Genomic DNA, 12421 nt, shown 5'->3' with positions numbered 1-12421 from the left:
CAAAATTCGTTTATACTGTATAAAAACACAGTTGAAAATTTACAACATTTTCCCGCGTCTGCTGATTCGGGGCCACTGCCAGGAAAGGGGGGAACTTTACCCGTGCCAAAGCACATCCATCGCCAGATCGTCATTGCCTTTTCACTGATTCTGGCGGTCTGCATCGCGCTCACTGTCTCTTTCTATATCTTCTCCCGCAACGGTGCGCAGGTACAGCACGAGGAGGCTGCCCACTCGCTGGAGGCCACAGCAGAAACCGCCCGCAACATCGTAAACTCCCATATCCAGGGCAACCTGCAGACTCTGGTCACCCTCTCCTCGTTCATCGGCTACGATTCTGACGAAGGTCTCCCCCCCCAACAGCTGCTGCACGACCCGGCCTTTCTGGCCCAGCTGGATGTGGTAAACTCCCAGAACGAATTTCTGCGCATGGGCGTGGTGGACACCACCGGCCAGGGCAGCTTTGTTCTGTTGGACGGCAGCTCCCAGCTGGAGCAGGACCTGAGCCAAGATTCCGCCGTGCAGCGGGCACTGGCCGGTGAAGGCAACATCTCCTTCACCTTCTGGGATGATACCCTGGGCTGCTATGTGAACCGGTACGCGGTGCCCATCTACCAGGGCGGCGTGGACGGTCCGGTGATCGGAGTGCTCACCGGCACCAACAACACCGACGCATTGCGGGAGCTGCTCAGCCCCAGCCTGCTGCTCAACGGCCAGGTCCACGCCCATATCGTAAACTCTGAGGGCAAGTTCGTAGTGCGCAACCAGACCTATTTCATCAGCGAAGACGCCCGCAGCATCTTCGATACCCCCGCCTTCAGCGATGAGCTGCAGCAGACCATCCTGAGCGCCTTCGCCGTGAACGAATCCGCCTTTTTCAGCCTGACCAACGAGGGCGCCCTGTATGAGGTGGCGCTGATTCCCATGGACGTCAACGACTGGTACGTCATGTGCGTGGTGCCCCAGCGTATCCTGGTCACCGATCTGAGCCAGTGGTTTAACCTGCAGCGCATCACCTTTTTTGTGATTTTCCTGCTGGTGATCCTGCTTACCCTCTATATCTACCGGATGATGCGCCAGAACAACCGCTCTATGAACAAACTGACTTATTTCGATTCCATCACCGGGGCCTACAACCGGGTTCGCTTTTTGCAGGAGATGCCCGCCAAGCTCACCGCCGCCCCCAAAGCCCTGATCGTGCTGGACATCGACAACGCCCCCACCATCAAAGACCTGTACGGACTGGAGCGCTTCAACTCCCTGCTGCGCCACATCAAGGAGGCGCTGGACCAGCAGATGGGCCCCACCGAGCTGTTCTGCATGGGCCGCAACGAGCGTTTCCTTCTGCTGCTGGACTGTGCTGAGCCTGAGCAGGTGCGCCAGCGCATGAGCCGCTTTTTCTCCCAGATCCGCCAGTTCCGGGTATCGGAACACCAGAACTATCAGGCGGTTTGCTCGGCAGGTGTGCGCTTTGTCACCAACACTACCCCGGACCTGGAGCGGGCCATCACCGAAGCGGCCATGACCGCCGAAACCACCTCCGGCTCCCGGCAGGACGAGCTGCTCTTCTTTGACCCGGCCATCTACGAGCCGGTGATCCTGCGCAATCAGATTGAGGAAAGCATGGATTCTGCACTGATAAGCGGCGAGTTCGTGATGAAACTGCAGCCCAAGATCGACCTGGTCACCGGCCGCCCCGGCGGCGCCGAGGCACTGGTGCGCTGGATTCGGCCGGATGGACTTTCCTTCTACCCGGACCAGTTTATCCCGGTGTTCGAGAAAAACGGCTTCTGCGTGGAGCTGGATTTCTACATGGTGGAACAGGCCTGCCGTACCCTGCGCCGCTGGATGGACGAAGGCCGTCCGGTCGTGCCCATCTCAGTGAACCAGTGCCGGCTGATGCTGTATGAGGCAGGCTATGTGCAGCGGCTGTGCGGCATTTTGAACCGCTGGAACATCCCGCCCCGGCTGATCGTGCTGGAGGTCACCGAAAGCCTTGCTCTGGAAAGCATCGACCGGGTGCGCGCGGTGCTGATCGGGCTGCGCAGCCAGGGCTTTGCCATTTCGATGGACGATTTCGGCAGCGGCTACTCCTCGCTGAACACCCTGAAGGATCTGCCCATCGACGAGCTGAAGCTGGATCGGGTATTCCTGGCCGCCCGGGACGAGACCGACGAGGAGAAACGGGACCTGGTGATGAAAAATGTGATCCATCTGGCCCAGGAGCTGCACATCACCACCGTGGTGGAGGGCGTGGAAACCATCGCCCAGGTGGACTTTATCCGCAGCATGCATTGTGACCTGGCCCAGGGCTATTATTTCGACCGTCCCATCAGTGTGGAGGATTTTGAGGCCAAATACCTGCCGATTCCTCCTTCTGATTTGGCATAATCTATAAGTTCAGCGCCACTTTTCCAGCAGAACTTCCAAAGTTTTTTTCGTTCCTGTTTTTTTGTTGACAAGGCTTTCCGGCCTGTGCTATTCTGTGAACAGTTCAAAGTCGATACGGCTTGTGACTGGTAATGCAGGCAAGACCAAACTCCTCTCGGTGCGATTGATCGCCGGGTGTAGTTTGGTCTTTTTTATTTCCCAAAACCCGTCCATTCCAATGCAGCGTGATGTAAGGAAAGGTGATGAAACACATGAAGCACGGCATGCCTGCCGGTGCGGTTTGCGGGGGGATGAGCCCATGACCTCCCCTATGGAACAGCACGGTACCTACAAGATCCTGCGGGTGATTGGCAGCAACTTCGTCTGCTCGCAGGACTCCAGCGGCCAGGAGATCATCCTGCGCGGCCTGGGCATCGGGTTCAAGAAATCCGCCGGGGACCTGCTGCCCGCCGCCCGGGTGGAAAAAGTTTACGCCCTGCGGGACCCCGGCCAATGCGACCGGCTGATGCAATTGATGCAGGACGTGCCCAGCGAATACCTGGACATCAGCACCCACATCATCGAGACCGCCGAGCGGGTTCTGGGGCGGCGGCTCAGCGAAAACGTGTACATCACCCTCACGGACCACATCTCCTTTGCGGTGGAGCGGCTCCGGAACGGGGTGGAATACCCCAACCAGCTGCTCTGGGAGATCAAAAACTTCTACCCCCAGGAGTACGCTTTGGGCCAGCAGGCGCTGGATGTGATCGAGAGCGTTCTGGGTCTGCGGCTGCCGGAGGACGAGGCCGGCTTCATGGCACTTCACATTGTGAACGCCGAGCTGGACGGCCGCATGGCGGACATGGTGCCCATCACCAAGCTGATCCGCGAGGTGGTCAACTACGCCCAGGCCTACTACGGAGTGACCTTTGACGAAAGCTCGGTGGATTACGAGCGGTTCGTGGTGCACCTGAAGTTTTTGGCCCAGCGGCTGTTTCAGGGCCGCTACGCGCCGGACGGTGACACCGGTTTCCAAAATCTGATTGCCCGCCACTACGCGGCCGATTATGAATGTGCCCAGGCCATCGGCCAGCACATCCGGGAAGTGTTCGATCTGAACTTTCCCAGCAGCGAACAGTTCTTTTTAACCGTCCATCTGCACCGGCTGTCGGTGTCAATGGGCCTGAGTACAGAGGAGGAATGAAACTTATGAAAGACAAGATCTTCGGCGTATTGCAGCGTGTGGGCCGCTCCTTCATGCTGCCCATCGCCATTCTGCCGGTGGCCGGCCTGTTTCTGGGCATCGGCGGCTCGCTGACCAACGAGACCATGCTGGAGGCTTACAACCTGATGGGCCTGCTGGGCCCCGGCACCTTCGCCAACGCCATTCTGCAGGTGCTCAACTCCGCCGGTTCGGTGGTGTTCAACAACCTGCCCATCATCTTCGCCATGGGTGTAGCCATCGGTATGGCCAAGCAGGAAAAGGAAGTGGCGGCCCTGGCTTCCGCCATCGCCTTCTTCATCATGCACGCCACCATCGGCGCCATGATCGGCGCCTTCGGCGCGCCGGACCTGGCGGGCGCCACCGCCGAGGTTCTGGGCATGACCAGCCTGCAGATGGGCGTGTTCGGCGGCATTCTGGTAGGCCTTGGCACCGCGGCGCTGCACAACCGGTTCTATAAGATCCAGCTGCCCCAGGTGCTTTCCTTCTTCAGCGGCACCCGCTTTGTGCCCATCATCTCTTCTGCCGTTTACCTGATGGTGGGCATCGCCATGTACTACATCTGGCCCACCATCCAGATCGGCATCAACGCCCTGGGCGGCTTCGTGCTGGCCTCCGGCTATGCGGGCACCTGGCTGTACGGCTTCATCGAGCGTGCGCTGATCCCCTTCGGCCTGCATCACGTGTTCTACATCCCCTTCTGGCAGACCGCCGTGGGCGGTACCGCTGTTGTGGGCGGTCAGCTGGTGGAAGGTGCACAGAACATCTTCTTCGCTGAGCTGGCCACCCCCGGCATCACCCACTTCTCGGTATCCGCCACTCGCTTTATGACCGGCAAGTTCCCCCTGATGATCTTCGGCCTGCCCGGTGCAGCCTTCGCCATGTACCGCTGCGCAAAGCCTGAGAACCGCAAGGCGGTGGGCGGTCTGCTGCTCAGCGCGGCCCTCACCTCCATGCTCACCGGTATCACCGAGCCCCTGGAGTTCACCTTCCTGTTCGTGGCTCCCGCCATGTACATGGTACACTGCGTACTGGCCGGTGCTTCCTACATGATCATGCACATTCTGAACGTGGGCGTGGGCCTGACCTTCTCCGGCGGCCTGATCGACCTGACCCTCTTCGGCATCATGCAGGGCAACGAAAAAACCAGCTGGCTGTGGATTCCCGTGGTGGGCGTGGCCTACTTCCTGATCTACTACTTCGTGTTCAGCTTCATGATCCGCAAGTTCAACTACATGACCCCCGGCCGCGACGACAGCTCCGAGGCCAAGCTCTACACCCGCAAGGACCTGGAGGCCCGCAAACAGGCCGGTGAAGTGACCGAGGCTGAAGCAGCGAATGAGCTGTCCGCACAGATCACCCAGGGCTTGGGCGGCAAGGACAACATCTCCGATGTGGACTGCTGCATCACCCGCCTGCGCTGCACCGTGAAGGACCCCGCCAAGGTGGACCAGCAGCTGCTGAAGGCCAGCGGCGCTTCCGGTGTGATCTGCAAAGGTCAGGGCGTCCAGGTAGTTTACGGTCCCCGGGTATCCGTCATCAAGTCCGACCTGGAGGCTTACCTGAAATCCTCCGCTTCCGATCATCCCGCTCCCGTGGCCCAGCCCGTCCAGGAGCCCAAGAAGGCGGAAGAAAAAACCGCCGACGCCCCCAAGGCTGGCGGCGAGCGGCTGACCGTGGTCAGCCCTCTGGCCGGTAAAATCATCCCGGTGGAAGAGGTTGCCGACGGCGTATTCAGCGAAAAGATGGTGGGCGACGGCTTTGCCGTGGAGCCTGAGTCCGATGAGGTTCTGGCCCCGGCTGACGGCGAGATCACCCTGGTGTTCGACACCAAGCACGCCTTCACCATGCGCACCGCCCAGGGCGTGGACCTGCTGGTCCACATGGGCATCGACACCATCCGCCTGAACGGCGAGCCCTTCACCCTGAACATCCAGCAGGGCGACACCGTAAAGGCCGGTCAGCCCATCGGCACCATGGACCGTGCGGCCATTCTGGCTGCGGGCTACCGCACCGTGACCCCCGTTGTGGTGGGCAATCTGGCCGATCTGGGCGGCTTTGAGCTGACCCGCACCGGCGAGGTAAAGGCCGGCGATGCGGTGATGGAAGTCTTCTGATTTTTGCTATCCTCTCAACTCCTGGGGCGATACCGCGCAATTCCAGGTGGTGGAGCGCGCCAGAAAATTTTTTGTGAGATGAACCCAAAAGCGCAGGCAAGCCTTGGTGGCTTGGCGAGCATTTTGGGAAAATATCACGGAAAATTTTGGCGCGATACGCCGCCTGAGCCCATCGGGCGTGAATTGTGCGGTGTTGCCCGCAATACACAGATGCACAACGCCCCGACCTGGTTTCAGGCCGGGGCGTTGTGTTCGTTATGGTGATTTTGAAGCTCAGCCCTCACTCAGATACTGGCGGGGGTCCTCGTAGTTGCCGCCCCGCAGCGTTTCCAGATGCAGGTGAGCTTCCAGACCGCTCTCGGCGGGAGCCTGACCCAGCGTGGCAATGGCCTGACCGGCCAGCACCTCGTCGCCAGCCTTTACCAGTACGCTGTCGCTGGCAAGGCCGCAGTAGCGCCAGGTGACGGCACCGTCGTCGATCTCCACGATCTGGCCCCACATGCCGTCCTCATACACGGCGGTGACCCGCCCGACCACCGCGCTCTTCACCGGGCTTTGGTCCTCACAGAAGATATCCAGCCCGTTGTGGGTGCGCCAGTCCTTCAGGGTCTCGTTGTACACCAGCTCGTCGCCGCTATATTCCTGCCCGGTCTGCCCATCCACCGGCCACACGAAGGAGGGCGCCGGCGCAGCGGCAGGCTCTTCGGGTGCGGCAGTAGGCGCGGGCTGCTCCTGCGAGCCAGAGGAGGAAGCCGGCGAGGGCGATGGCTTGGCCGAGGCGCTGGGCCTGGGCGTAGCGGTGGGGGCCGGGGTGGCCTTGATGGGCACATCCTCCACATCCTGTTCCACCGGTGCCTCGGGCAGATCCCATATCGCCTCACCTCCCTGATCCGTCTGCGGTTTGTTCTGTTCCACGATGTTCTTCACGGCAAAAAAGCTGCACGCCGCCGCGATCACGATGCACAGCGAAAGCGCCCAATACAGCCCCCTGCCCCGAAACAACGAAGCGATCCATTTCATTCCCTTTGCTCCTTATCTTTTGCAGTTTTGCGGCGGCGCGGCCGGTTGCCCCGCCGATGCTTTGCTGCCGCTTTGCCTTTAGTTTTGCGCCAAAAATGCCGGTTTATACATGTGCCGGATGTCACTTGAAATCCCCTTTTTTGAATAGTACAATAAGGGTGAAAAAGTCAGCGGCCGCAAGCGGGCGGCCAATTCAAGCGAACGGAGGGCTGTTTTTGACCAAACCTTACATCGCCGGTATCGGCGGCGCAAATGTGGACATCCACGGCCAGAGCTTCGCGCCCCTGATCATGCGGGATTCCAACCCCGGACGACTGCATCTGTCCATGGGCGGCGTGATGCGCAATATTCTGGACAACCTCACCCGCCTGGGCGAAACCTGCCAGATCGTGACCGCAGTGGGCGACGACGCCTACGGCCAGATGCTGCGCACCGGCTGCCAGGCTCTGGGCATGGGCACCGAGGGCATGCTCACCCGGCCGGGGCATTCCTCCTCCACCTACATCTCCATCATGGACTCCGCCGGCGACATGCTGGTGGCCATGAGCGACATGCGCATCCTCACCGAGATGGACGAGGACTTTGTGGCCGGGCAGCTGGAGCTGCTGAACGGGGCGGAGCTGGTGGTCTGCGACGGCAACCTTTCCGCCAGCGCGCTGAACTACCTGACAGCCCACTGCACCGCGCCTCTGTGCGTGGACCCGGTGAGCACCACCTGGGCCCGCAAGCTGGTTCCCATTCTGGGCCGGTTCGACACCATCAAGCCCAACCGGCTGGAGATGGAGATTCTGGCGGACATGCCCATCGCCACCGAAGAGGACCTGGAAGAGGCCTGCACCCGCGTGCTGGCCACCGGTGTGCGCCGGGTCTTCGTGAGCCTTGGGGCAGACGGCATCTATTACAAGGGCCCGGGCGGCAGCATCCATCGCCGCAGCCGCCGCTTCGACCAGATGGCCAACGCCACCGGCGCGGGCGACGCCACCATGGCAGGCATCCTGCACGCCACCCGCAAGGGTCTCAGCGAAAGCGAGATCCTGGATTGGGCGCTGGGCGCAGGCCTTGTGGCCATCAGCGGCAAGGACACCATCAATCCCGACATGAGCGAACAAGCCATTCAACAAATGATAAAGGAGTATGTGAAATGAACCTGAAGCAGTATCTGGACATCACCCCCGAAGTAAAGACCGCTCTGGAAGAGGGCAAGCCCGTTGTTGCCCTGGAGAGCACCATCCTGTCCCACGGCATGCCCTACCCCCAGAACCTGGAGTTCGCCGCTGAGGTGGAGAAGATCATCCGCGCCGAGGGCGCTGTGCCCGCCACCATGGCCATCATTGACGGCCGCATGAAGGTGGGCCTGTCCGCCGGCGAGCTGGAGCTGATGTGCAAGGGCGAGGGCGTTGTGAAGGTAAGCCGCCGCGACCTGCCCATGATCCTGGCCGAGGGCGGCACCGGCGCCACCACCGTGGCCTCCACCATGATCCTGGCCAACCTGGCCGGCATCAAGATCTTTGCCACCGGCGGCATCGGCGGCGTACATCGCGGCGCCGAGACCACCATGGACATCAGCGCTGACCTGCAGGAGCTGGCCCACACCTCCGTGGCCGTTGTCTGCGCGGGCGCCAAGATGATCCTGGACATCGGCCTGACTCTGGAGTACCTGGAGACCATGGGCGTTCCCGTTCTGGGCTACCAGACCAGCGACTTCCCCGCCTTCTACTGCCGCAAGAGCGGCTTCGGCGTGGACTACGCTGCCAAGGACGCTGCCGACGTGGCCAAGATCGCCAAGACCAAGTGGGACCTGGGCCTCAACGGCGGTATGCTGATCGGCAACCCGGTGCCCGAGGAGTTCGCCATGGACTTCGACGAGATGAGCGCCATCATCGACAAGGCTCTGGCCAGCGCCAACGCCGACGGCGTGCGCGGCAAGAACATCACCCCCTACCTGCTGGCCCATATCGTGGAATACACCCAGGGCCGCAGCCTGGCCACCAACATTCAGCTGGCCTACAACAACGCCCGCGTGGCTGCCCGCATCGCCCGGGAGTACGCCGCTCTGTAAGCGTTTTACATCAAAGCATTTTGCCCCCTGCCATATTGGCAGGGGGCTTTTTGTTGCCTTTTTGCCTTTATTTCCAGCTCTGCCGTCTGCCCGCCAGATGACTCAGGTAGCCGTGCAGGGAGGCTGTGCTCTGCACCAGCTGGAAGAAAAACAGGAACAGAATAAATCCTCCCACCGTGTTCTTAAACGGAATGTTCAGCCGCCGCTGGTAGCGGTAGACGGTCCAGAAGCACAGCGCCCCCACCAGCGCAGTGAACGCCGTGAGCAGACCCACCAGATAGCAATAGCCAAACAGGGCCAGAATCACCCCGGGTACAAAGCCGAACAGGTAGGCCAGGTCCAGATAAATGATGCTCAGGTTCACGCTGGTGAAGTAACGGGTGCAGCCCCGCTGCTGCCAGGGCGGCACCTCCCGCAGGCCCTCCAGCATGCCCATGGCCCAGCGACGCCGCTGCCGGTACAGCCCGCCCAGGGTCTCCGGTACCCTGGTGTAGCCCACCGCGGCGGGCTCATAGCCGGAGGCATAGCCCAGCGCCAGCAGCCGGTAGGTGAGCACGATGTCCTCGCCCATCACCTGCCGCCAGCCGCCCGCCTTACGCACGGCGCAGGTATTGTAGGCACTGAAGGCTCCCTGAGCCACCAGGGTGGAGCCGTAGCTGCCCTGGAACCGCTTCACCGCCGCGATGCTGAGCAGATAATCGTAGTTCTGCATCCGTGCCGTCAGGCTACGAGTGGGGTTCTGCACAAACAGATTGCCCGCCACGCAGCTCCGCCGGGTACTCACAATATGATTCATAATTCGCTGCACCGCGTTACCCTCCAGCCAGGTGTCCGCGTCCACCGTGAGAAAATGGCGGGTGCCCACCTTACTGAGGCCCAGGTTCAAAGCGTTGGCCTTGCCCGGCTGCCCGCAGTACAGATACCGCACCGGCCGGTTTTCCGGTGCCAGCCGGGCCATGGCCTGAATCTGGCGCTTGGTGCCGTCGGTGGAGGCATTGTCCACCGCCAGAATGCAGATGCGCCCGGCATACCTCTGGCTGAACAGCGCCTGAATGGTCCCGGCGATGCTCGCCTCCTCGTTGTGTGCGCACAGGATGACGGTGGTGTCCTCACAGGTCTGCGGATACTGCCGCACCTTCCGGTGCAGCAGGTTGGAAAAGAATATGGCGCTCATTAAGTAACCCGGCAAAAAGGCAATGCCGATGACCACCGCCCACACATAGACCGGCGGCAGCACCTGCGCCGTTTCCTCGATCCAGGGGAGCGACAGCCAGACCGAAAATGCCAGCCACAGCATGCCGAACCCCACGGACAGGATAAATTTTTTGTTCACCCGAATCCCCCCTTTTTTCGACAGCCTATGTCAAAGGAGGGCGAAGGGTGTCAGGCCTTTATGGGCGGGGCAATCGGTTTTCCTGCATTTTTACACAAAAAAATTCCCCCGCGGCCTGCCTGCCGCGAGGGGATTCTGATGGAAAAAGAATTTTCTGGGATATTATGGATCTGCACTCAGCTTCGGTCCCGACGCAGATTGCTGGGCTTCAGCGGAATGGACATGACCACCGCGATGCCCATGGCCAGCGCCACCGCGATTTTCAGCGTCTCGGCACCCTTGGCCGCGCATTGGACGGTGTCGCCGGTGATAAAGGCATAGGCAGTGTAGTAAATGCCCGCACCGGGCACCAGCGGGAAGATGCCGGGGATCAAAAACAGGGTCACCGGGGCCCGGCGCACAATGGCAAAGGCGCGGGTGGCGATGGTCAGCGGGATCACCGCCACCAGACTTGCCAGCACCGAGCTGGGCTGCACCAGCATCATGGCCCAGTAGACCAGCCAGCCGATGGCGCCCACGATGCCGCAGGCGGCAAAATGCCGGGGCGGCACATGGAACAAAAGGCCGAAGCAGACGGTGCCCAGAAAGGCCAGCGCCAGCTGGCGCAGAAACTCGATCATCAGCAGCATCATACATTCACCCCCGGAATCATGGTGGCCAGGCCCAGAATCAGGCCCACGCCGCAGGCAATGCAGGCGGCGGTGAGCAGGGCATCCAGCATGCGGATGGTGCCGGACAGAAAGTCCGCCATAATCAGATCACGGATGCCCAGGGTCAGCGCCATGCCAGGCACCAGCGGCATCAGGGCGCCGATGATGGCCTTATCCATGTTCTGACCGAAGCCGTTGAGGAACAGCAGCATGGTGACCAGCGCCACAAAGGCCGCCCCCAGAAATTTGGTGATCAGCTTGTTCAGGCCCCAGCGGCCCATCCACAGCAAAAACACCTGCAGGCCAAGGCCCACCGCCAGAGCGATCAGGCCGTCCTGCCAGATACCGCCGAACATGAGCGCAAAGCAGGCGCTGCCCGCGCCGCAGGCCAGAATCTGGTCCCGGCTGGGGGCGTAGGGCATGGTTTTGATCCGCTCCAGCTCTTCGTAGGCCTCATCCAGAGTCACATGCCCCTGGGCGATCTTGCGGGACAGAGCGTTCACCGCCTCCACCCGGCCCAGGTGCACCTCACTGGCGGGCACACTGCGGATCTGGGCCGGCTGGCCGTAGTCCGAACCCATGCTGGCGAACAGGCCGTTGGTAAGTACGTAACCGTGGAAGCTGTCCACCCCAAGGCTTTTGGCCATGATCTCCATGGTCTGCTGGGTGCGGCTCACCTCGGCCCCGTTTTTCAGCAGCACCTCGCCTGCCGCCATCACAAATTCCAGCACACGCTGCTGGTCGTTCATATCGCTTCTCCCCTATTCTTCTGCGTTTTGCGCCGCTCGGCTTTTTGCAGCGCTTTCCCGGTTTCCCTCATAGACAGATTTCAGCGCGGGAGCTTACCCGCCCCCGCGCCGCGTTTTATTCCCGGATGTTGTCCCGTACCTGGGCAAACTCCGGCAGAGTCTTGAACAGATGCCCGGCGATGACCTCCATCAGCAGGAAGTCCTCCTCGCTGTCGATGTCCAGCACGCCGGTATCCAGCATCTTGCTCACGCCGATCTTGCCGTCCCACAGAATGCCGGTGGTGTTGTTCGCCAGAAAATCCCGGCGGAATACATAGATGCTGGCGTTCACATCGTAGAACACCGGGGCCTGCTGGCGGGCGGTGTAGGTGGCGTTGTCGATGCCCTTTTCCACGTGGTCGCCGCAGTCCCGCACCATGTTGAAGCAGGGGTTCCGGCGGGACTCGGTGACGCTGAACACCAGGTCCAGATCCGGGCGGGAGGCCTTCATCTCAAAGGCGTTCTGCACGTCCTTGGCGGTGCGCAGCGGGCTGGTGATGTCCAGATCCATCACATAGTCGTAGGTGCAGCCGTTTTTCTCCTCCATGCGTGCCAGGCTGTCCTGAAAGACGGCCATCTTGGGCACGGTGTCGCCGCCCAAAGCCTCGCCGCGGGGCAGGAACACCACCTCGGGATATTTGGCGGCCACCAGATCCGCCAGGGCCTGACTGTCGGTGTTCAGGCAGATGTCCACCTGCACATCCGGCCGGGCGGCCTTGAACAGAGAAGCTGCGCTCAGGGTGTAGTACACCAGCGGTTTTTCACAGAACACCTTCAGGTTCTTGTTTTTGAATCCCTTGCTGCCTGCGCGGCCGCAGATGGTGATGAGCAGTTTTTCCACGTTTCGTTCCTTCTTTCCCTT

At 61.2% G+C, this 12421-nt stretch carries 10 protein-coding genes; 5 read left to right on the top strand and 5 right to left on the bottom strand.

The annotated features are described in order from the left end of the window. Positions 1–102: 102 nt before the first annotated feature. From B5F28_RS00895 to B5F28_RS00885, 3 genes are all read left to right on the top strand, one after another. Complete coding sequence (locus B5F28_RS00895; RefSeq protein WP_087292168.1) at positions 103–2391, top strand: putative bifunctional diguanylate cyclase/phosphodiesterase; 2289 nt, start codon at positions 103–105, stop codon at positions 2389–2391. Between the two features lie 298 nt (positions 2392–2689). Continuing rightward, a complete protein-coding gene (gene licT, locus B5F28_RS00890) occupies positions 2690–3574 on the top strand; it encodes a BglG family transcription antiterminator LicT (protein ID WP_087292165.1) in 885 nt (294 codons plus the stop codon). 5 nt (positions 3575–3579) lie between these two features. After that, a complete protein-coding gene (locus B5F28_RS00885) occupies positions 3580–5709 on the top strand; it encodes a PTS sugar transporter subunit IIABC (RefSeq protein ID WP_087292162.1) in 2130 nt (709 codons plus the stop codon). Positions 5710–5982: 273 nt separating this feature from the next. Here the strand turns inward: B5F28_RS00885 and B5F28_RS00880 are convergent, their stop codons facing one another. Next, entirely contained in the window at positions 5983–6729 is a 747-nt protein-coding gene (locus B5F28_RS00880) for a M23 family metallopeptidase (RefSeq protein WP_087292159.1), read from the bottom strand. Between the two features lie 215 nt (positions 6730–6944). Here B5F28_RS00880 and B5F28_RS00875 point away from each other — a divergent pair, with 215 nt between their 5' ends. Beyond that, the gene (locus B5F28_RS00875) at positions 6945–7874 is read left to right on the top strand and encodes a PfkB family carbohydrate kinase (protein WP_158097472.1); all 930 of its coding nucleotides are present in this window, start codon (positions 6945–6947) and stop codon (positions 7872–7874) included. Next, positions 7871–8788 carry a pseudouridine-5'-phosphate glycosidase gene (locus tag B5F28_RS00870; RefSeq protein ID WP_087292153.1) on the top strand — a complete coding sequence of 306 codons (918 nt, stop codon included), beginning with the start codon at positions 7871–7873 and terminating at the stop codon, positions 8786–8788. The genes B5F28_RS00875 and B5F28_RS00870 overlap by 4 nt, the downstream gene beginning before the upstream one ends. Positions 8789–8855: 67 nt before the next feature. Here B5F28_RS00870 and B5F28_RS00865 read toward each other — a convergent pair whose 3' ends face one another. From B5F28_RS00865 to B5F28_RS00850, 4 genes are all read right to left on the bottom strand, one after another. Further along, on the bottom strand, positions 8856–10121 hold the full coding sequence (locus B5F28_RS00865) for a glycosyltransferase family 2 protein (RefSeq protein WP_087292151.1): 1266 nt from the start codon (positions 10119–10121) through the stop codon (positions 8856–8858). 176 nt (positions 10122–10297) lie between these two features. After that, the gene (locus B5F28_RS00860; protein WP_343212729.1) at positions 10298–10753 is read right to left on the bottom strand and encodes a threonine/serine exporter family protein; all 456 of its coding nucleotides are present in this window, start codon (positions 10751–10753) and stop codon (positions 10298–10300) included. Further along, positions 10750–11520 (bottom strand): threonine/serine exporter family protein, encoded by a 771-nt coding sequence (locus B5F28_RS00855; RefSeq protein ID WP_087292149.1) that lies wholly within the window; start codon positions 11518–11520, stop codon positions 10750–10752. Before B5F28_RS00855 ends, B5F28_RS00860 begins: the two co-directional genes overlap by 4 nt. Positions 11521–11635: 115 nt before the next feature. After that, entirely contained in the window at positions 11636–12400 is a 765-nt protein-coding gene (locus B5F28_RS00850) for an acylneuraminate cytidylyltransferase family protein (RefSeq protein WP_087292145.1), read from the bottom strand. Between the last annotated feature and the right edge of the window lie 21 nt (positions 12401–12421).

It is taken from the genome of Gemmiger sp. An194, from assembly GCF_002160145.1.
Taxonomy (GTDB): Bacteria; Bacillota; Clostridia; order Oscillospirales; family Ruminococcaceae; genus Allofournierella.
This window is presented reverse-complemented; position numbering and strand designations above follow the sequence as displayed.

Coding starts and splice junctions, on each gene's coding strand:
- B5F28_RS00855 (WP_087292149.1), bottom strand. CDS start 11,520: ATGAACGACCAGCAGCGTGTGCTGGAATTTGTGATGGCGGCAGGCGAG.
- B5F28_RS00860 (WP_343212729.1), bottom strand. CDS start 10,753: ATGATGCTGCTGATGATCGAGTTTCTGCGCCAGCTGGCGCTGGCCTTT.
- B5F28_RS00870 (WP_087292153.1), top strand. CDS start 7,871: ATGAACCTGAAGCAGTATCTGGACATCACCCCCGAAGTAAAGACCGCT.
- licT (WP_087292165.1), top strand. CDS start 2,690: ATGACCTCCCCTATGGAACAGCACGGTACCTACAAGATCCTGCGGGTG.
- B5F28_RS00880 (WP_087292159.1), bottom strand. CDS start 6,729: ATGAAATGGATCGCTTCGTTGTTTCGGGGCAGGGGGCTGTATTGGGCG.
- B5F28_RS00885 (WP_087292162.1), top strand. CDS start 3,580: ATGAAAGACAAGATCTTCGGCGTATTGCAGCGTGTGGGCCGCTCCTTC.